A 17944-nucleotide genomic window follows, 5' to 3' on the forward strand; every position below is an offset into this window, starting at 1 on the left:
GGCGCCCACCGGGCGTGAAACGGATGCCTCCGACGATATCGCCGTCGGCTGGGAGCGCGTGACGCGCGCGCAACACCGCGTCGCACCGGGTGCGCGACCATATGCTGGCCCGGTGCTGCACGATCTGGTCGACGGGGCCCGCATGCTGCTGCGCGGATTCGCGTTCTGGCGGCGCGATCCGGGCGTGATGCTGCTTGGGCTGGTGCCGGCCGCCATCGTGTTCACCCTGCTCGTCTGGGGGCTCGTGGCGCTCGGAGTCGGCCTGCCCGGCCTGGTCGACCTCGCCACCCCGTTCGCCGACGCCTGGCAGGATTTCTGGCGGCTCGCGTTCCGCACGCTCGTCGCGGTCGTCGTGTTCGCGGGGGCGGCGGTGCTGGCGTTCGTGACGTTCACGGCGCTCACGCTCATCGTCGGCGACCCGTTCTACGAGCGCATCTGGGCGGCGGTCGAGACCGACGCCGGCGGTGCCCCGCCCGGCGAGGCTCCCGGCTTCTGGAGCGGGGTGCGCGGGTCGCTCGTGCTGGTCCTGCAGGGCCTGCTCTCCGCCGTGCTCGTCGGGCTCGTCGGCGTGGTCCCGGTCGTCGGCGCCGTCGTGGCGGCGATCCTCGGCGCGGTGCTCACGGGGCGGCTGCTCGCGCGCGAGCTCACGGCGCGCGCACTCGACGCGCGGGGCATCCCACCGGAGCATCGTCGCGCGCTGCTGCGTGCGAACCGATGGCGGTTCCTCGGCTTCGGCGTCGCAACCCAGCTCTGCTTCCTCGTGCCGCTCGGGGCGGTCGCGACCATGCCGGCCGCGGTCGCCGGGGCGACCCTGCTCGCGCGGTCGGCGGTGGTCGATCCGTCGCCGTGACCTCCGAGCGGATCTCGCTCCGGGTGCATCCGATCCGAGCATTCCTCCGGAAGTAGGTGATGGCGGGTCACCCTCGCGCCGCGTCGTCCGCGGCGCGGCGCGAGGCCCCGCCGGCGTCCGGGCGAGCGCTCGGAGGGGGACACGACCACTCGACCCGGGGACCCGGCGGCGGGTGCCGCGGCGGCAGCCCACGCACCGCGGCATCCGTCGTCGTTCGCCTCAGCTCGCCTCGCGGAGCACCTCGCCGACCCACTCGGGCACGAGCAGGCTCGCGAGTCCGACTCGGGACTCGGCGAAGAACGGGGTGATCTCGCTCTCTGCGAGGTTCAGCTCGAGGGTCCTCGCACCGAAGGCCGACGCGGTGAGCACGAATCCCGCGGCCGGGTGCACCGCACCAGAGGTGCCGATCGCCACGAACGCGTCGCACCCGGCGAGCGCGACGTCGATCTCGTCGAGCCCGTAGGGCATCTCGCCGAACCAAACGACGTCGGGGCGCAGCGTCCGCTCGCCGCAGCTCGGGCACGGCGGACCGGGAAGGAGGTCGCCGGGCGCCTCGGTGCGCGCCTCGCACGCGACGCACCGCACTCGGCCGAGTTCGCCGTGCATGTGCAGCACGCGCGTCGACCCGGCGCGCTCGTGCAGGTCGTCGATGTTCTGGGTGACCACGAGCAGGTCGTCGCCGACCGCGCGCTCGAGCGCGGCGAGCGCGTGGTGCGCCGGGTTCGGGGCGACGGATGCCACGGCCCGGCGCCTCGCATCGTAGAAGCGCTGCACGGTATCGGGATCGAGTTCGAATGCCTCCGGAGTCGCGACGTCCTCGACGCGGTGGCCCTCCCAGAGCCCGCCGGCGTCGCGGAAGGTCGGCACGCCGCTCTCCGCGGAGATTCCGGCACCGGTCAGCACGACGATGCGCGGGGGCCCGCCGACGCCGGGCGTCACGCGACCTCGCCGGGCACGCGCCCGCGGAACACGAGCACGCGGGTGGGTCCGAACGGGAACGAGGGCACCCGCACGAGGCGCGCCTGGTCGGCCTCGAAGCCCGCTGCGGCGAGCGCGGCGCCCGTGTCGCGGTCCCAGTGGCATCCGTGGCAGTAGCGTCGCGAGAACGGCGTGACGACCCGCTGGATGCCGCGCTTCAGCGTGCCGGGCGGCGCGGCGACGTGGTCGACGAAGACGACCGTGCCGCCGGGGCGGAGCACGCGCCGGACCTCGGCGAGCGCCGTCGCCTGGTCGGTGACCGAGCAGAGCACGTACGTGCCGACGACGGCGTCGACTGACGCGTCGTCCAGGGGGATCCGTTCGGCGACCGCGTCGAGCGGATCCCGCGCGTGCTTCCACTCCCGAGCGCGCTGCGCGAGTTCGCGGCGGCGATCGGAGTCGGGCTCGAGGCCGATCCACTCGACCTCGGGGTCGAACGCCCCGAAGTTCTCACCTTCGCCGGCGCCGATCTCGAGCACCCGCCCGCGGACGCGCCCGATCGCCTCGCGCTCGAGGTCGTCGAGCTCGTCGTCGGTGATGAGCGGGGGCCGCGTGGCAACCATCACAGGTCATGCGACCACGCGGCGCCCCGCTCGTCAAGCGGCCGGCGCGTCGCTCAGCGACGCAGCCAGGCCGTCGTCTCGCCGGGCAGCGTGCCGCCGACGAGGTCGCCGCTCGCGACGAGCACCGACCCCTCGGGCAGCGGCACGGGCTCGGTGCCGAAGTTGGCCACGACCTCCCATCCGTCCGGCCGCCGGAAGTGCACGAGGTCGGGCTCGGCGGTCGGCACCCACTCGAGCTCCTCCGCGGCCTTGAGCTCGTGGCGCAGCGCGAGCGCGCGACGGTACAGCGACAGGGTCGAGTCGGGGTCGTCGCGCTGCGCCTCGACGGAGTAGTCGCCGAACCACGTCGGCTGCGGCAGGTGCGCGCCGTCGGGCCCGAACCCGAACGAGTCGCCGTCGGCCGTCCACGGCAGCGGAACGCGGCATCCGTCGCGGCCGATGTCGACGCCGGGGTTCCGGAAGTACGCGGGGTCCTGCCGCTGCGAGGCGGGGATGTCGGCGACCTCGGGCAGCCCGAGCTCCTCGCCCTGGTACAGGTAGGCCGAGCCCGGCAGGCCGAGCACGAACAGCGACGCGGCGCGGGCGCGCCGGAGCCCCCGCTCGCGGTCGAGCGCGGGGGTCGTCCCTCCCGAGAGCAGCCATGCCGCGCCGTGCTTCTCGCCTGGTGCGGTCGGCTCCGGCAGCCCGTAGCGCGTCGCGTGCCGCACCACGTCGTGGTTCGAGAGCACCCAGGTGGTCGACGACCCCGACGCCGCGGCGAGCGCGAGGTTGGCGTCGACGATGCGGCGGAACTCGGCGGCGTCGAACGACGCCTCGAGCAGGTCGAAGTTGAACGCCTGCCCGAGCCCGTCGACGCTCGCGTACCGCGGCCGGCGGTGCGACTCGACCCACGCCTCCGCGACCCCGGTGCGCGGCGGCGTGTACTCATCGAACACGCGACGCCACTCGGCGTAGATCTCGTGAACCTCGTCGCGGTCCCAGAGCGGGTGGGCGCCGTCGCGCGGCAGCGCGTCGAGCGTGGCCTGGTCGGGCAGTTCGTCGTCGAGACGCTTCGCGAGCCCGTGCGCGACGTCGATGCGGAACCCGTCGACATCGCGATCCGACCAGAATCGCAGCGTGCGCAGGAAGTCGTCGCGCACCTCGCGGTTGTCCCAGTTGAGGTCGGGCTGCTCGGTCGCGAAGTAGTGGAGGTACCACTGGCCGTCGCCGACGGGCTCCCACGCGGGCCCGCCGAACGCGCTCGTCCAGTCGGCCGGCGGCAGCGAGCCGTTCGGGCCGAGCCCGTCACGGAACACGTAGCGGGCGCGGGCGGCCGAGCCGCGCGGCGAGGCGAGCGCCTCGCGGAACCACTCGTGCCGATCGGACGTGTGGTTCGGGACGATGTCGATGATGACCCGGATGCCGGCCTCGTGCAGCTCCGCGACCAGGTCGTCGAAGTCGGCGAGCGTGCCGAGCCGGGGGTCGACGTCGCGGTAGTCGTCGACGTCGTACCCGCCGTCGGCGAGCGCCGACGGGTAGAACGGGCTCATCCAGACGGCGTCGATGCCGAGGGCCTGCAGGTACGGCACGCGGGCGCGGATGCCGCGCAGGTCGCCGATCCCGTCGCCGTCCGCGTCTGCGAAGCTGCGGGGATAGATCTGGTAGACCGTGGCCTGGCGCCACCAGTCGGCGTCGTCGCTGAGTCGGTCGAGGTGGGGGCGTGCGAGCACGTCGCTCATGGTGCGGGAAGGTCCTTTCCGGAGTGGTGGTGGTGGTGGTGACGGGCTCGGACAAGGCTCGGTGCCGCGGACCGGGGCCCGCGGCACCGAGCGGCCGCGTTCGATCAGCCCTTCACGGCGCCCTGCGTCACGCCCTCCATCACCCATCGCTGGGTGAAGAGGTAGACGACGATGGCGGGCGCCATGGCCATGAGGTACGAGGCGAACGACACGTTGTAGTTGTTGCTGAACTGGGTCTGGAAGATCGACTGCACGACCGGCAGCGTCTGCTGCGCGGAATCGGCGATGATCAGCGACGGCATCATGAAGTCGTTCCAGGACGCCAGGAACGCGAAGATCGCGACCGTCGCGCTCATGGGCGCGAGCAGCGGGAAGATCAGCTGCCGGAAGGTCTGCCAGGTCGTCGCCCCGTCGATCCGGGCGCTCTCCTCGAGTTCGAGCGGGATCGACCGCAGGAACGCCGTGAACAGGAGGATGCTGAACGAGAGCTGGAACATGATGTGCAGGATCGTGACGCCGACCGGATTCGCGAGCCCGGTGAGGCCGGTGAGCTGGATCTGCGGGAGCGCGACGACCGGGAACGGCAGGAACATCGCCGCCAGCAGGTAGAAGAACGACCAGCGGAAGAACCGGTGCTCCCAGTTGCGCACGATCGCGTACGAGGCGAGCGACGCGAGGAGCACGGTGCCGATGACGGTGCCCGCGGTCACGAGCAGCGAGATCGTGAAGGCCACCGGGAAGTTCGTCAGCTCCCACGCCTGGACGAACCCGGAGAAGTCGATCGGCGCCGGCAGCGAGAACGCGTTGCCGTCGACCGCCTGCGACGTGGACTTCAGCGACATCGAGATCGTGACGTAGAGCGGCAGGATCACCGTGATGGCGCAGAGGAGCAGGATGACCATGGTCGTCCAGCTGGTCTTCTCCTGGCCCACCCTGCCGCGGCGGCGGATGGCGACCGCCGCGCCGTCGCGGCCGGGGACGGGGGTCACGGAAGCGGGCGTGCGCTTCGCTGCTGTCTGGGTCATCAGATCTCCGCCTTTCCGCGGGTGATTCGGAGTTGGAGCACCGAGATGGCGACCGCGATGATGAAGAAGATCGTGGCGTTGGCCATCTGGTAGGCGTAGTCGCCGCCGGTGAAGCCCGTGAAGATCGTCATCGCGATGCTGCGGGTGGACGTGCCGGGCCCGCCGTTGGTGAGGCCGACGATCACGTCGTAGACGTTCAGGTAGTTCTTGAAGCCCAGGATCATGTTGATCACGACGTAGCCGGAGACGAGCGGGAGCGTCACCGACCAGAGCCGCCTGGCCGGCCCGGCACCGTCGATGTCGGCGGCCTCGTACACCTCGCCGGGGATGGAGAGCAGCCCGGCGATGTAGATGAGCAGCGTCGCGGGGATCGACTGCCAGGCGGTGACGATGACGATCGAGAGCCATGCCAGGTCGGGATTGGCCAGGATCGACTCGGACAGCCACGGGATCCCGAGCGACGTGCCGAGCGCGGGCACCGAGTTCGAGAACAGGAAGTTGAAGACGTACGCGATCACGATGCCCGAGATGACCATGGGGATCACGAACACGGCGCGGAGCCCCGCCTTGAACCTGATCTTGGCCGTGAGCCCGACGGCGAGCAGGAACGCGATGACGTTCACCAGGAGCACCGTCACGATCGCGAAGCCGAAGGTGAACCCGTAGCTGGCGAGGATGGCCGGGTCGGAGAAGGCGGCCACGTAGTTGGTGAGGCCCACGAACTCCCAGTCGCCGAAGCCGATGAAGTTCGTGAACGAGTAGAAGATGCCGAGCACCGCCGGGACCGTGATCGCCAGCGTGAAGAGCGCGAGCGTCGGGACGAGGAACCAGTAGTAGATCGGATCGACGCGGGTGCGACCGCGTCGGTCGTGTCGGGCGCCGGCGAGGTGGTCGGCCCGGCCGTGCTCGGCCTCGTCGACGAGGGAGCCGGCGGATGCCGCGGCGGTGGTGACCGGAGTGCTCATGTCGGGATGTCCTTTCGAATCGCCGTCAGCCGCGCAGCGCGAGTCGCGCCCAGTCCGCGTCGATGGTGGCGAGGGTCGCCGGGACGCTCGCGCCCGTGACCATCGCCTGGATGTAGTTGTCGATCGGGATGGTGAGCGGCACCGACCGCGACAGCCCCTGGTAGAACTCGCCGGCGTCGTAGTACTCCTGCATGCCGAGGATCCGCTCGTCGGTGACGGGCGCGGCATCCGTCGTGGTGCCGAAGCCGAGGAAGGCGGCGTTGTAGGCGTCCATCACGTCCTGCTGCATGAGGTAGGACACGAACGTGCGCGCCGCCTCCTTGCTGTTGCTCGCCTCCGGGACCCAGAGGGCCAGGTCGAGGTTCACGCGAACCTTCAGGTCGTCGGGGTCCGTCGTCATCGGGAGCGGGAAGGTCCCGAGCTCGAGGTCGGGACTGGTCTTGGCGATCTCGCCGAGCGCCCACGGACCCTGGAAGTACATCGCGGCCTGGCTGTTCGCGAAGGCGACGTTGCCGTCGCCGTAGCCCCGGCTCGGGGCGTCCGGATTCGTGTAGGCGGCGAGCTGCTCCATCTGCTCGACGGGGTCGAGGATCGTCTTCTGGAACGACACCGGCGAGTCGGGGCCGACGTCGGTGCCCTCCTCGTCGAGCGCGGCGAGGAACTCCGGTACGTCGGTGGTGCCGCCGACGCTGTAGTCGAAGAGGCCCTGCGCAACCGTCCACGCGTCCTTGTACGTGCCGTAGATCGGGGTGATCGATGCGGCCTCGAGCGTCTCGCAGGCCGCGATGAGCTCGTCCCAAGTGGTCGGCACCTCGATGCCCTGCTCCTCGAACATCCGGACGTTGTAGATGACGGATGCCGCGGCCACGGAGTACGGCAGCACGCTGGTGCGGCCCGGATAGGTCGCGTACTGGTCGACGAGCTCCTGCACGTCAGGGCGGATGCGGTCGGCCTCGGGCATGTCGGAGAGGTCGGAGAGTGCGCCGCGCTCCATGAAGCGCGCCATCTCGTAGTTGTAGTTGAGCAGCCCGACGTCGGGCGGGTTGCCGCGGAGGAAGCCGGCCGAGAGGTTCGAGGCCGAGTCGAGCGTGACGTGCACGTCGGACTGGGAGTCGTTGAACTCGGCGACGACGTCCTGGAAGTACGGGATGGCCTCGGGCTTGCTCAGGAGGAACGTGATGTCCTCAGGGCCGCTGCCGGCACCGGAGCAGCCGCTGAGGGCGAGGCCGGTGGCGACGACGGCGGCGACAGCGGCGCCGAGGCGGGCCCGCATGCGGCGGGAGCCGGGCACCGCGCCCGCGCGGCGGCTGGGGCTGGATGGTCGGTGGGGCACGTCGTCGTCTCCTCCGGGATGGGGCGTCGCTGCCGGTGCCGACGACGCCGTCTTGTAAATTTGGAGTGTAGATTTACTCTGTGTCGTAAATAATTACTGAGGACGACGGAAAGGTCAAGTGCATGGACGGGAACGGGGCGGCGACGTCGCCGCAGGTACTCCGGCGGGTGAACGCGCGGCGGATCCTCGACCACGCCTGGCGTACCGGCGCCTTCACGGCGAGCGACGCGATGGCGGCCACGGGGCTGACTCGCTCCACCGTCATCGGGGTGTGCGACGAGCTGCTGCGGCAGGGCTGGCTCGAGGAGCTCGGCGACGCGCGCGCCGTCGGCGCGTACACGAAGGGACGCCCCGCCCGCCGCTACGCGCTCCGCGACCGTGCCGCCGTCGTGATCGGCGTCGACGCCGGCCACGACCACGTCTCGGCGGCCGTCGCCGACCTCCGCGGAACGCCGATCGGCCGCCATGGCGTGGTCATCCCCGCCGTCCGGCCCGACCGGTCCGAACGGCTCGCCGATGCCGCCCAGCGGCGCGCGCTCGCGCGCACCGCGATCGACGGCGCCCTGGCCGACGCCGGCGTCGACCCGTCGGCCGTGCTGGCGATCACGGTCGCCGTGCCGGCGCCCGTCGACCGCGACGGCGCCTCCCCCGCCGAGAACTGGTTCTGGCGACTGGTCAACCCCGACTACGCGGAGCTCCTCCGCGACGACGCGGGCGTGGTGACGATCGAGAACGACGCGAACCTGGCTGCGATCGCCGAACGCGCCGCGCCGAACGGCGGGGGCCGCGACGCCGAGTCCTTCATCGCGCTCATGACCGGCGAGGGCATGGGCGCGGGCCTCATGATCGACGGCCGGCTGATCCGCGGCCGGCGCGGCGCGGCCGGCGAGCTGCGTTTCCTCGACCACGTCGACGGCGTCGGCTCGGCCGACGGCCTCGCCCTCCTCGCCCGGCGCTGGGCGGTCGAGTCGATCGAACAGGGCCGGGCCGGTGACGGCGCGCTCGCGGGCCTCGACCCGGCCACGCTCGACGAGGCCGCCGTCGGCGATGCCGCGGCATCCGGCGACGCCGCCGCCGTGGCGATCATCGATCGGCTGGCCGAGCGGCTCGCGCGCATCTGCCTCGTCCTCGGCGACCTCCTCGACGTCGACCGGGTCGTGGTCGGCGGTGCCGTCGCCGAGACGCTGCCCGACGTCATCGAGCGCGCGGGCCGGATCCTCGACGACAGCGACGACCCGACCGCGCCCGAGCTGCGTCGCTCCGCGCTCGGCGAGGACAGCGTGACCATCGGGGCGATCGAGCACGCGCTCGGCGAGGTCCGCAGCCGCGCGCTCGACCTGACCCCGTCGGCGCGTCCCGCGGCGTGATCGCCCGCGCACGAACCCCGGGCACGCGGCAGGATGGGGGCATGTCGTCCCTCAGCGACCTCCGAGCCGTCACGACGGCGTTCGCCGCGACGGCCGCGCTGACCGACCCCGTGGCGCCCGTGCGATCGGCGATCTGGCCCACCGCGGGGCGGATCGTCGACCACCTCGGGAACATCCAGCGCTGGGCGGCCGAGGTCGTGCGCACGGGCGCACCGGCCGACCGTCGCGAGTTCCGCCGGCCGGCGGACGCCGATCGCGCGCCCTGGTTCCGCGAGGGGAGCGACGCACTCGTGTCGGTGCTCGAGGGCGCGGACCCCGACCGCATCGTTCCGATCCTGTACGGCGCGACCGGACCGACGCGGTTCTGGCGTCGACGGATGGCGCACGAGGCGACGAAGCACCTCTGGGACCTGCGCACCGCGGCCGAGTCCGATCCGCGGCTGCCTCGCGAGGTGAGCCGCGAGGGCGCGGCGGACGCGGTGGACGAGTTCGGCGAGGTCTTCATGGCGGAGGCGCGCCGTCGGGGCATCGAACCGCTGGGCGGCACGGTCGCGCTCGTCGCGGCCGACACGGACGACAGCTGGCGCGTCACCCCTGCCTGGGTGCTCGAGCGGGTCGCGCCCGACGCGACATCGGGCGAGGAACCCGGCACGACGATCACCGCGGACGTCGGCGACCTCGTGCTCCTGCTCTGGGAGCGTGCCGACCTCGCGGCACCGGACCGCCGGTTCCGGGTGCAGGGCGACGACGCCCTCGCGGTGACCTTCGCGACCACGCCCGTGCACCTCTGAGCACCACCCGACCGTTCCTGCTCGTTCGCGCACGCTTCTTCCGGCGGCAACCCGGACGCCCTACCGTGGGCCGCAGACGGAACCGCCAGCAGAGGAGCTCGCATGTCCACGAGACGATCCGACCGTTCCCGCACCGCCCTCCGCGCCTCACTCGTCGCCTCCGCGGCCCTGGCGCTCGTCGCCGGAGCCGTGGCAGCGCCCGCGCAGGCGGCGCCGGGCGGCACGCCCGGTCGCGCCGACACGGTGCGCGTCGCGACCTACAACCTCTCCCTCAACCGGAACGCACCCGGCCAGCTCCTCGCCGACCTCTCCACGGGCGCGAACGCGCAGGCGAAGACGGTCGCCGAGATCATCCAGCGCGCGAACCCCGACATCGTGCTGCTCAACGAGTTCGACTACGAACCGGGCGGCTCCGCCGTCGACCTGTTCCGCGAGAACTACCTCGAGGTCTCGCAGGGCGGGGCCGACCCCGTCGAGTACCCGTACGCGTTCGTCGCGCCCTCGAACACGGGCGTGCCGAGCGGGTTCGACCTCAACAACAACGGCGTCATCGGCGGCGGCGACGACGCGTTCGGCTTCGGCTTCTTCCCCGGGCAGTACGGCATGGCCGTGCTCTCGAAGCACCCCATCGACCACGACGCGGTGCGCACCTTCCAGCACTTCCTGTGGAAGGACATGCCGGGTGCGCTGCTTCCCGACGACCCGAACACCGCGGCACCGGCCGACTGGTACTCGCCCGAGGAACTCGACGTGTTCCGCCTCTCGAGCAAGTCGCACTGGGACGTCCCCGTCGACATCGACGGGCGCACCGTGCACGTCCTCGTCTCGCACCCCACGCCGCCGACGTTCGACGGCGCCGAGGACCGCAACGGCACCCGCAACCACGACGAGATCCGCTTCTGGGCCGACTACGTGACGCCCGGCGCGACCTCGCGCTACATCTACGACGACACCGGCGCGAGGGGCGGCCTGCAGCCGGGCTCGTCGTTCGTGATCCTCGGCGACCAGAACGCCGACCCCGTCGACGGCGACTCGACGGCGGATGCGATCCAGCAGCTGCTCGACCACCCGCGCATCACCGACCCGCTGCCGACCTCGAAGGGCGCGGTCGAGGCCTCCATGCTGCAGGGCGGCGCCAACCTGACGCACGAGGGCGACCCCGCCTACGACACCGCCGACTTCGCAGACACCGCCCCCGGCAACCTCCGCGCCGACTACGTGCTGCCGTCGAAGGACCTCCGCGTTGCCGACGCGGGCGTGTTCTGGCCGCTCCTGGCCGATCCGCTGTCTGCGCTCACGGGCACGTTCCCGTTCCCGTCGAGCGACCACCGGCTCGTGTGGGTCGACGTGCACGTGCGCGGCTGACCCTCCCGTCCGATCGAACGGCCCGTCTCCGCGTGGGGCGGGCCGTTCGACGTGCTCGCCCGACGCCTCCGCGGCCTCCAGCACGTGCTCGAGCTCGGACCGGAGCCACTCGCGGTGGGCGGGCGACGACCTGACGGACGCCGCTGTCGGGGTCGGAATACTCGGCTGCGGCGTCGATGAACGGGCATCCGCTCAGGCCGCGCCGGGAAGGCCGGGCCCGAACCGATCGGGCACGGCCTTCACCACGCCCGGGAGCCAGCGGTCAACGTCTGGCCACGCCCGCGCGGTGGGCAGCCGGCGGATGAGCCCGGCGAGCGGCGCGTCGCCCGGCTCCCATGGCAGCACGCGATTGGGGGATGCCGCGGCGACGACGCCGAGCCACCAGTGCATCCAGGTGCCCCGCAGCGACTCCGGTTCGAGCACCACGTAGTAGTCGGGCACGCGCAGCTCATGGCGCGCGACGGCGTCGATCACCTGCTCGATCTCGAGTTGCAGGACCCCGAGCGTCGACCGCTCGTCGTAGAACTCGACCCAGGCGGATGCCACGTGGCCGAGCGGATCGCGGTCGTGCACCACGAACGGCGCCTGCGAGGTGGCCGACCACGTCACGACCTCCGCGTCGGTGGCCTCCGTCAGCTCGGCGAAGGTCGCGCTCTCGACGTTCGCGAGGCCCGCGAGCGATCCGATCGCAGCGCCGGCCTCGTCGCCGACGACGACGAGCGTGGTGCTGCCGGGTGCCTCCATTTCCGGATCATACGTCCGGTGCGCGCGCGGGCGGGAGGGGTGTCACCGGCCCGTCGCACGATCGTTCCGAACTCGCAACACGGGCCGCGGCGGGCGGGTCCGCCGATCAGGCGGTGCGGCCGAGCCCCGCGGCGTCGCCGACGGCGGGGAGCAGCCACGGGAGCACCTCGTCGAACGGCGCGCCGCCGACGGTGAGCACCTGCCACGCGGCATCCGCTCGCCCGACCTTCGAGACCGACAGGTTGTCGAGCTTCGGGTAGCTGCGGGCCTCGTGGCCGCTGAGCTCGCCGAGCACGTGCCGGATCAGGGTGCCGTGCGCCACGGCCAGCACGCGGGCGCCGGCGTGGTCGGCGGCGATGCGTTCGAGCGCGCGCGCCCCGCGCGGGCCGACCTCGTGCTCGGGCTCCTTGCCGGGGAACTCGCGACCGGGCCACCGATCGTCGATCTGCGCGACGAGCGTGCCCTCCGCATCGCCGAAGTCCTGCTCGACGAGATCCTCGTACTCGCCGACGACCGGGAGCCCGAGCCCGTCGGCGAGGATCGCCGCGGTCTCTCGCGCGCGCCCGAGCGTCGAGCTGACGACCACGTCCCACTCGGCCGCGTCGAGGCTCCGCGACGCCTCCCGGGCCTGCGCGCGACCGGTGTCGTTCAGCGGGATGTCGGTGCGACCCTGCATGAGCCCGCGCAGGTTCCAGTCGGTCTGTCCGTGGCGGACGAGGGCGAGATGCATGGGTTCCAGCCTAGGCGGGGCCCGCTGGACGGATGCCGCGTGCGCGGGTCATCCCCCGGCGCCGGGCCGCACCAACCCGCTCTCGTAGGCGAAGACGACGGCCTGCACCCGATCGCGCAGGCCGAGCTTCGCGAGCGCGCGCGAGACGTACGTCTTGACGGTGGTCTCGCCGAGGTAGAGCCGCGCGGCGATCTCGGCGTTCGAGTAGCCGGCCGCGACCTCGACCATCACGTCGCGCTCGCGCATCCGGGACCGCCCCGAGCTCAGCCCGGCTCGCCGAGCGGCCCCGTCCCAGTCCCCTCCGGGACGGTCCGGACCTCGACGAGCTCCTCGCGACCGGACCCGCCGGAGACGTCGATCGCGAGCAGCGGCCCGACGTCGCGGGCGTAGAACTTGTACTCCACGACATCCGGCTCGAGCGGCGTCGTGTCCCGGGTCACGAGCACGTCGTCGTACGCGCCGTAGGGGGCCTCGGCACGCTCGCCGAGACGGAGGACCTCGCCCTCGTCCTCCGCCTCACCCCGGGAGTACTCCTGTCGGTACGACTGGCCGGGCTGCGGATCGCCGGGCAGGAGCACGCCCGCTTCCGCACCGTCGACGCCCGCCTCGAACGACCCCTCGGTCGTCGCGATCTCGCCGTCCTCGAACTCGGCGGTGTCCTCCCCGAGGTACCAGACCGACCCGTCGTCGCGCTGCGCGTACCAGTCGAAGGTGTCCTCGACGATCGTGTCGCCCTGGTAGACGGTGTCGCGGACGACGCGAGCGGTCACGCCGTTCGCGATCTCGCGCGTGTCGGTCGTGACGGTGACGACGACGCGGAACTCGCCGCCCTCGCCGTCGAGTTCGCGGTACTCCCACTGCGTCCCGGGCACCATGGGCCAGTACGGATGGTCGATGTCGGCGCTGAACTCGCCCGGGTCGAGTTCGACGTGCTCGTCGCCCTGCGGGAGGGTGCCGGAGGAGGCATCCGTCGTGCCCCCGGCCGTGCAGGCGCTGACCAGCAGGCCCACGCTCGCGACGATCACGACGGCGGCAACGGCATTCGAAGGTCGCGACCACATGGTCCACCTCCCGCTGGAGGCCCACGGCGGACGGTCGCCGCCGCACCCCGGTCGAGTCGCCGCACGGGACCGTGGCGACTCGATGCTACGCCGCGCCCGTGACCGCCGACAGGGTCGGACGCCCGTGCAACCCCTCGACGGCCCTGGGCGCCGACGACTACGGTGACCTGCGGGAAGGGAGCACGAGATGGGCATCCTCGCCGTCGACCTGTTCATCACGCTCGATGGGGTCTACCAGGCGCCCGGCGGGCCCGAGGAGGACCCCGAGGGCGGCTTCGCATTCGGCGGTTGGCAGGCTCCGTACATCGACGAGACGTCCGGCGAGGTGATCGGCGCCGGCATCGACCGGCTCGATGCGCTGATGCTCGGGCGCAGGACGTACGACATCTTCGCCGACTACTGGCCGCGGCACACCGACACCCCGATCGGCGCGAAGTTCGAGGAGGTGCCGAAGTTCGTGGCCTCGCACACCCTGGCGGATCCCACGTGGGCGAACACGACCGTCGTGACGCACGTCGCGGCCGAGGTGCCCGCGATCAAGGACCGCTTCGAGGAGATCCACGTGATCGGCAGTGGCGCCCTCGCACGGTCGCTGCTCGCCGCCGACCTCGTGGACCGCTTGAACCTGTACCTCTACCCGATCGCGTTCGGCAGCGGGAAGCGGCTCTTCGACGCGGGCACCGTTCCCGCGGCCTTCACGCTCGCCCAGCCGCCGGTCGCGTTCCCGAAGGGCGCGATCTCGCTCGTCTACGAACGCGCGGGCGTGCCGGTCACGGGCATCGACATGGACCCGGAGGGGCGCTGACCGCGCCCGGCGAACGGATCGCCGGTCCCCCGGCCGGCCTCAGTCGAGCTCCTGGAAGATCGTGAGCTGCAGCCCGGCCGGCGCCCGCACCCGGGCGTTCACCGAGCGCCACGGCGTCTCGCGAGCGGATGCCTCGAGCTCGGCGCCCCCGGCGACGAGGTCGTCGGTCACGGTGGCGGTGTCGTCGACCTCGAGCGCGACGCGGATGCGGTCGCTGCGGCCGCCGTCGGTCTCGACCCGGTCGATGAAGCGGACCTGCGCCGGGTTCGAGAGCTCGAGCGTCGCACGGCCGGCGTCGAGGATGCGCACCTCCGCCCCGCCCTCGCCGCTGTACGACTCCTGCTCGGGCATGCCGAGCACGTCGCGGAAGAACGCGAGCGCGGCCTCGAAGTCCTCGGCCTCGACGACGAGCCGGAGTTGGCGCACGCGCCCCGCGCCGGCTCCGCCCGCTTCGCCCGAACCCGTCTCAGCGCCATCCGTCATGCCGTTCCCCCTTCGCCACCGCCGCGGAGCAGCGCCCGCAGCGTCTGGATCGTGTCGGCGTCGCCCGGTCCCTTGTCGGGGCGGTACGCCTTGACGCGCGCGAATCGCAGCGCGACGCCGCCCGGGTACCGGCTCGAGCGCTGCACGCCGTCGATCGCGATCTCGACCACCGTGATCGGCTCGACGAAGACCGCATGCGCCGTGCGCCGCGTCTCGATCTCGGGGAAGCGTTCGGTCTGGAACCGGAGCAGCTCGTCGGTGAGTCCCTTGAACGTCTTGCCGACCATCACGAACCCGCCGGGCTCGCCGAACTCGCCGTCGGGGTCGTGGGCGCCGAGGTGCAGGTTCGACAGCCAGCCGGTGCGCCGGCCCGACCCCCATTCCGCGCCGAGCACGACGAGGTCGTAGGTGAGCACGGGCTTGACCTTGATCCAGCTCGCACCACGACGCCCGGCCGCGTATGGCGCACCGATGCCCTTGACGACGACGCCCTCGTGCCCGGCGGCGAGCGCCTCGCGTGCCACGCGCTCGGCGACCTCGGGGTCCGCGGTGACCTCGCCCGGGATGCGGTGCCCGCCCGCGACGCGCTCGAGTTCGCTCATCCGCGCCGTGAGCGGCTCGTCGATGAGGTCGCGCCCGTCGACGTGCAGCACGTCGAAGAACCACGGATGCAGCAGCACCTCGCGTGCGGTCTCGGCGCCGAAGCGCGCCATCGTGTCCTGGAACGGCCGGGGCGCGCCGCCCTCGTCGAGTGCGAGCGTCTCGCCGTCGAGGATGAGCTCGCTCGCGGGCAGGCCGCGCACGACGTCGACGACCTCGGGCACGCGGTGCGTGATGTCGGCGAGGTTGCGCGTGAAGACGCGCACGTCGTCGCCCGATCGGTGCACCTGGATCCGTGCCCCGTCGAGCTTGAACTCGACGGATGCCTCGCCCACCTGCTCGAGTGCCGCCGCGGCGCTCGGCGCGGTGCCGGCAAGCATCGGCAGCACGGGGCGCCCGACCCGGAGCCCGACGGCCTCCAGGTCGCCCGGTGCGCCCGTGAGCGCGATGCGGGCGGTCTCGCCGAGGTCGCCGGAGAGCATCGCCGCGCGGCGCACGACGTCGCCCGGGCGCTCGGCCGCTCGGGCGATGGCGTCGGTGAGGACGCCCTCGAGCGCCCCCGTGCGGAGTTCGCCGAGGATCACGCGGGAGACGAAGTCCTGCTCGCGGTCGGTGGCGCGCGCGCCGAGGTCGGCCAGCACGGCCGCGCGCTCGGCGGCCGACCCCGCGCCGGCCGCGTTCGCGAGCCGCTCGAGCGCATCGTCGACGTCGAGGATCTCGAGCGTCGCCGCGTCGGCCGGTCCGCCCAGTCCGCCCTGGAGCGTGCGCCAGCCGACGCCGACCCGGCCCTGCCGGGGCTTCGCGGTCAGCAACCCGACCGCGGGCACGATCTCGTCGGCCGCGAGCCCGGCGAGCAGCCCCGCGAGCGCGTCGACCTTCGCGAGCCGCGACCGCGTGGAGGCGACCCGCTCGACCGTCGTCACGACCTCGTCGAGCAGCACCCGCTCATCCTCGCACCGCCCGCCGACAGAACGCTCGCGCTCCCTTGTGGTCCGGCGGACCGGACGGGCAGGATGAGGCCTGCGCGTCGATCGGGCGCGACCGGCTCGACCGAAGGAGACTCGTGTCCGCAGCATCCCCGACCGTCCGACCGTCCGACGACGTCCCGCTCGACCAGCCGCTGTACGGCGCGACGATCGGCCAGGCGATCTCACGATTCTTCCGCAAGTACGCCACGTTCTCCGGCCGGGCGAGCCGCAGCGAGTTCTGGTGGACCTACCTCGCGTACGTCGTCCTCGGGACCGCGATCTCGGGGGTGCTGAGCCTCACCGGCGTGACCCGCGTGACGGTGACCGCCGACAACGACGTGGTGTACGCGCCGGGGTACTGGGTGGCCTGGTCCATCGGTCTCATCGTCTCGCTCGCACTCACCGTTCCGTTCCTCGCGATCAGCTGGCGCCGGCTCCACGACTCGGATCGACCGGGCGCGTTCTTCTTCTTCCTGTTCATCCCGTTGGCCGGACCGGTGATCCTGCTCGTGCTGCTCGCGCTCCCGAGCCGCCCGTCCGGCGCTCGCTACGACCGGACGACCTGACCGGTCGATCGCCGGTCGGTCGGCACGTCGGGCGGCGCCGGACGGCCCGTCTCAGACGCCGATCGTGAGCGCCGCGGTGTAGCCCGACGAGGGCGATCCCGACATCGACGCGATCTGGTGGATGCCACCGTCGTCGCCGAACACGTTGTCGCTCGCGAGGCTCACGCGGGCGGCGTTCCGCACGCTCTGCTCGTAGCCCGAGGTCGCGTAGACGACGGCGTTCACCTCCTCGGGCAGGGCGATCTGCGAGGTCTTCACGATGGGCCCGGACGCGACGGCGTTGGAGACGTCCGAGTACACCTCGAAGTGGATGTGCGGCCAGCGGCCGGTGTAGCAGGCGGGGTAGATCGAGGTGAACTGCACCGTGCCGCCGTCATCGGTCGCCTGCACGCCGCGCAGGTAGTTCACGTCCTGCAGGCCGGGGCTGTAGAGGGAGTACCCGCCGTCGCGATCGCAGTGCCAGAGGTAGACGCCCGCCCCGACCATCGGACTGCCGGTCGCGGCGTCGCGCACGGTGAGGCGGATCGTGAGCGGCACGCCGTCGGCGACCGCCGTCGACGATCCGAACGACGAGCGGATGTCGCTCCGGACGATGCCCGAGTCGTCGAGCACGTCGACCCCGTTCGAGCCGTCGCCCGGGTACGGCCCGGCGGTCTCGTCGGGCACCTCGTCGACGGGGCCGGATGCCGCGGCGGTCGCACTCGGCGAGGCCGACGTGCTCGGCGAGGCGCTCTCGGTCGACCCGGCGGACGCTCCCGCCTGGTCGGACTCGCTCATGCCGCACGCGGCGAGGAGCGACGTGAGTCCGACCCCGCCGAAGATGCCGAGCGCTCGGCGCCGGTCGATGAGCGTGCGGATGTCGTAGGTGAGGCCCCGATGGTCCTCGTCGATCACCTCGCCGTGCTCGTCGATCCAGCGGGGGTCGATCATGGGCCTGTTCTCGTTCGCCATCGCGGTCTCCTCGTCTCGTGGCGGGCGTGCGCGACCACGCTGCCGGGCACGCCTTTGCATCGACCATGCGGATCCGATGCG

The 17944-nt window shown here is 72.3% G+C and carries 18 protein-coding genes and 1 pseudogene; 6 read left to right on the top strand and 13 right to left on the bottom strand.

Features of this window, described 5'->3' with window-relative positions:
* Positions 1 to 112 precede the first annotated feature (112 nt).
* Entirely contained in the window at positions 113 to 850 is a 738-nt protein-coding gene (locus ACSJD1_RS05450; protein ID WP_438854299.1) for an EI24 domain-containing protein, read from the top strand.
* 219 nt (positions 851 to 1069) lie between these two features.
* Here the strand turns inward: ACSJD1_RS05450 and ACSJD1_RS05455 are convergent, their stop codons facing one another.
* The 6 genes from ACSJD1_RS05455 to ACSJD1_RS05480 form a co-directional block, all read right to left on the bottom strand.
* Entirely contained in the window at positions 1070 to 1789 is a 720-nt protein-coding gene (locus tag ACSJD1_RS05455) for an NAD-dependent deacylase (RefSeq protein WP_438854300.1), read from the bottom strand.
* Positions 1786 to 2391: a class I SAM-dependent methyltransferase gene (locus ACSJD1_RS05460; protein WP_438854301.1), complete on the bottom strand. Its 606-nt coding sequence runs from the start codon at positions 2389 to 2391 to the stop codon at positions 1786 to 1788. The genes ACSJD1_RS05455 and ACSJD1_RS05460 overlap by 4 nt, the downstream gene beginning before the upstream one ends.
* Before the next feature lie 53 nt (positions 2392 to 2444).
* Complete coding sequence (locus ACSJD1_RS05465) at positions 2445 to 4109, bottom strand: glycoside hydrolase family 13 protein (protein WP_438854302.1); 1665 nt, start codon at positions 4107 to 4109, stop codon at positions 2445 to 2447.
* Between the two features lie 104 nt (positions 4110 to 4213).
* On the bottom strand, positions 4214 to 5134 hold the full coding sequence (locus tag ACSJD1_RS05470) for a carbohydrate ABC transporter permease (RefSeq protein WP_438854303.1): 921 nt from the start codon (positions 5132 to 5134) through the stop codon (positions 4214 to 4216).
* Positions 5134 to 6099 carry a carbohydrate ABC transporter permease gene (locus tag ACSJD1_RS05475; RefSeq protein WP_438854304.1) on the bottom strand — a complete coding sequence of 322 codons (966 nt, stop codon included), beginning with the start codon at positions 6097 to 6099 and terminating at the stop codon, positions 5134 to 5136. Before ACSJD1_RS05475 ends, ACSJD1_RS05470 begins: the two co-directional genes overlap by 1 nt.
* Positions 6100 to 6124: 25 nt before the next feature.
* Positions 6125 to 7372 carry an ABC transporter substrate-binding protein gene (locus ACSJD1_RS05480; RefSeq protein WP_438854556.1) on the bottom strand — a complete coding sequence of 416 codons (1248 nt, stop codon included), beginning with the start codon at positions 7370 to 7372 and terminating at the stop codon, positions 6125 to 6127.
* A gap of 182 nt (positions 7373 to 7554) precedes the next feature.
* Here ACSJD1_RS05480 and ACSJD1_RS05485 point away from each other — a divergent pair, with 182 nt between their 5' ends.
* The 3 genes from ACSJD1_RS05485 (at position 7555) to ACSJD1_RS05495 (ending at position 10955) form a co-directional block, all read left to right on the top strand.
* Positions 7555 to 8799, top strand: a complete 1245-nt coding sequence (locus ACSJD1_RS05485) for an ROK family protein (protein WP_438854305.1) — start codon at positions 7555 to 7557, stop codon at positions 8797 to 8799.
* A gap of 41 nt (positions 8800 to 8840) precedes the next feature.
* Positions 8841 to 9590 carry a maleylpyruvate isomerase N-terminal domain-containing protein gene (locus tag ACSJD1_RS05490; RefSeq protein ID WP_438854306.1) on the top strand — a complete coding sequence of 250 codons (750 nt, stop codon included), beginning with the start codon at positions 8841 to 8843 and terminating at the stop codon, positions 9588 to 9590.
* 102 nt (positions 9591 to 9692) lie between these two features.
* Positions 9693 to 10955 carry an endonuclease/exonuclease/phosphatase family protein gene (locus ACSJD1_RS05495; RefSeq protein ID WP_438854307.1) on the top strand — a complete coding sequence of 421 codons (1263 nt, stop codon included), beginning with the start codon at positions 9693 to 9695 and terminating at the stop codon, positions 10953 to 10955.
* A gap of 192 nt (positions 10956 to 11147) precedes the next feature.
* Here the strand turns inward: ACSJD1_RS05495 and ACSJD1_RS05500 are convergent, their stop codons facing one another.
* From ACSJD1_RS05500 to ACSJD1_RS05515, 4 genes and pseudogenes are all read right to left on the bottom strand, one after another.
* Positions 11148 to 11699 (bottom strand): hypothetical protein, encoded by a 552-nt coding sequence (locus ACSJD1_RS05500; RefSeq protein ID WP_438854308.1) that lies wholly within the window; start codon positions 11697 to 11699, stop codon positions 11148 to 11150.
* 106 nt (positions 11700 to 11805) lie between these two features.
* The gene (locus tag ACSJD1_RS05505) at positions 11806 to 12429 is read right to left on the bottom strand and encodes a histidine phosphatase family protein (protein ID WP_438854309.1); all 624 of its coding nucleotides are present in this window, start codon (positions 12427 to 12429) and stop codon (positions 11806 to 11808) included.
* 48 nt (positions 12430 to 12477) lie between these two features.
* Positions 12478 to 12672 (bottom strand): annotated as a pseudogene (locus ACSJD1_RS05510) (response regulator transcription factor); the annotation flags it as partial.
* 20 nt (positions 12673 to 12692) lie between these two features.
* A complete protein-coding gene (locus ACSJD1_RS05515) occupies positions 12693 to 13490 on the bottom strand; it encodes a hypothetical protein (RefSeq protein ID WP_438854310.1) in 798 nt (265 codons plus the stop codon).
* A 187-nt stretch (positions 13491 to 13677) separates the two neighbouring features.
* Here ACSJD1_RS05515 and ACSJD1_RS05520 point away from each other — a divergent pair, with 187 nt between their 5' ends.
* Positions 13678 to 14295 carry a dihydrofolate reductase family protein gene (locus tag ACSJD1_RS05520; RefSeq protein ID WP_438854311.1) on the top strand — a complete coding sequence of 206 codons (618 nt, stop codon included), beginning with the start codon at positions 13678 to 13680 and terminating at the stop codon, positions 14293 to 14295.
* A 39-nt stretch (positions 14296 to 14334) separates the two neighbouring features.
* Here the strand turns inward: ACSJD1_RS05520 and ACSJD1_RS05525 are convergent, their stop codons facing one another.
* Both ACSJD1_RS05525 and ACSJD1_RS05530 read right to left on the bottom strand, forming a co-directional pair.
* Entirely contained in the window at positions 14335 to 14778 is a 444-nt protein-coding gene (locus ACSJD1_RS05525) for a VOC family protein (protein WP_438854312.1), read from the bottom strand.
* On the bottom strand, positions 14775 to 16319 hold the full coding sequence (locus tag ACSJD1_RS05530; protein WP_438854313.1) for an ATP-dependent DNA ligase: 1545 nt from the start codon (positions 16317 to 16319) through the stop codon (positions 14775 to 14777). Before ACSJD1_RS05530 ends, ACSJD1_RS05525 begins: the two co-directional genes overlap by 4 nt.
* A 122-nt stretch (positions 16320 to 16441) precedes the next feature.
* On the opposite strand from ACSJD1_RS05530, the gene ACSJD1_RS05535 reads away from it, so the two are divergent.
* Positions 16442 to 16912, top strand: a complete 471-nt coding sequence (locus tag ACSJD1_RS05535; protein WP_438854314.1) for a DUF805 domain-containing protein — start codon at positions 16442 to 16444, stop codon at positions 16910 to 16912.
* 51 nt (positions 16913 to 16963) lie between these two features.
* Here the strand turns inward: ACSJD1_RS05535 and ACSJD1_RS05540 are convergent, their stop codons facing one another.
* Positions 16964 to 17863: an intradiol ring-cleavage dioxygenase gene (locus ACSJD1_RS05540; RefSeq protein WP_438854315.1), complete on the bottom strand. Its 900-nt coding sequence runs from the start codon at positions 17861 to 17863 to the stop codon at positions 16964 to 16966.
* Between the last annotated feature and the right edge of the window lie 81 nt (positions 17864 to 17944).

Source organism: Agromyces excoecariae, from assembly GCF_051715505.1.
GTDB lineage: Bacteria > Actinomycetota > Actinomycetes > Actinomycetales > Microbacteriaceae > Agromyces.

What these genes read in the sequence shown, in the direction of transcription:
- ACSJD1_RS05520 (WP_438854311.1), top strand. Translation starts at nt 13,678, where the DNA reads ATGGGCATCCTCGCCGTCGACCTGTTCATCACGCTCGATGGGGTCTAC.
- ACSJD1_RS05485 (WP_438854305.1), top strand. Translation starts at nt 7,555, where the DNA reads ATGGACGGGAACGGGGCGGCGACGTCGCCGCAGGTACTCCGGCGGGTG.
- ACSJD1_RS05490 (WP_438854306.1), top strand. Translation starts at nt 8,841, where the DNA reads ATGTCGTCCCTCAGCGACCTCCGAGCCGTCACGACGGCGTTCGCCGCG.
- ACSJD1_RS05500 (WP_438854308.1), bottom strand. Translation starts at nt 11,699, where the DNA reads ATGGAGGCACCCGGCAGCACCACGCTCGTCGTCGTCGGCGACGAGGCC.
- ACSJD1_RS05505 (WP_438854309.1), bottom strand. Translation starts at nt 12,429, where the DNA reads ATGCATCTCGCCCTCGTCCGCCACGGACAGACCGACTGGAACCTGCGC.
- ACSJD1_RS05460 (WP_438854301.1), bottom strand. Translation starts at nt 2,391, where the DNA reads ATGGTTGCCACGCGGCCCCCGCTCATCACCGACGACGAGCTCGACGAC.
- ACSJD1_RS05525 (WP_438854312.1), bottom strand. Translation starts at nt 14,778, where the DNA reads ATGACGGATGGCGCTGAGACGGGTTCGGGCGAAGCGGGCGGAGCCGGC.
- ACSJD1_RS05495 (WP_438854307.1), top strand. Translation starts at nt 9,693, where the DNA reads ATGTCCACGAGACGATCCGACCGTTCCCGCACCGCCCTCCGCGCCTCA.
- ACSJD1_RS05515 (WP_438854310.1), bottom strand. Translation starts at nt 13,490, where the DNA reads ATGTGGTCGCGACCTTCGAATGCCGTTGCCGCCGTCGTGATCGTCGCG.
- ACSJD1_RS05470 (WP_438854303.1), bottom strand. Translation starts at nt 5,134, where the DNA reads ATGACCCAGACAGCAGCGAAGCGCACGCCCGCTTCCGTGACCCCCGTC.
- ACSJD1_RS05465 (WP_438854302.1), bottom strand. Translation starts at nt 4,109, where the DNA reads ATGAGCGACGTGCTCGCACGCCCCCACCTCGACCGACTCAGCGACGAC.
- ACSJD1_RS05480 (WP_438854556.1), bottom strand. Translation starts at nt 7,372, where the DNA reads ATGCGGGCCCGCCTCGGCGCCGCTGTCGCCGCCGTCGTCGCCACCGGC.
- ACSJD1_RS05475 (WP_438854304.1), bottom strand. Translation starts at nt 6,099, where the DNA reads ATGAGCACTCCGGTCACCACCGCCGCGGCATCCGCCGGCTCCCTCGTC.
- ACSJD1_RS05540 (WP_438854315.1), bottom strand. Translation starts at nt 17,863, where the DNA reads ATGGCGAACGAGAACAGGCCCATGATCGACCCCCGCTGGATCGACGAG.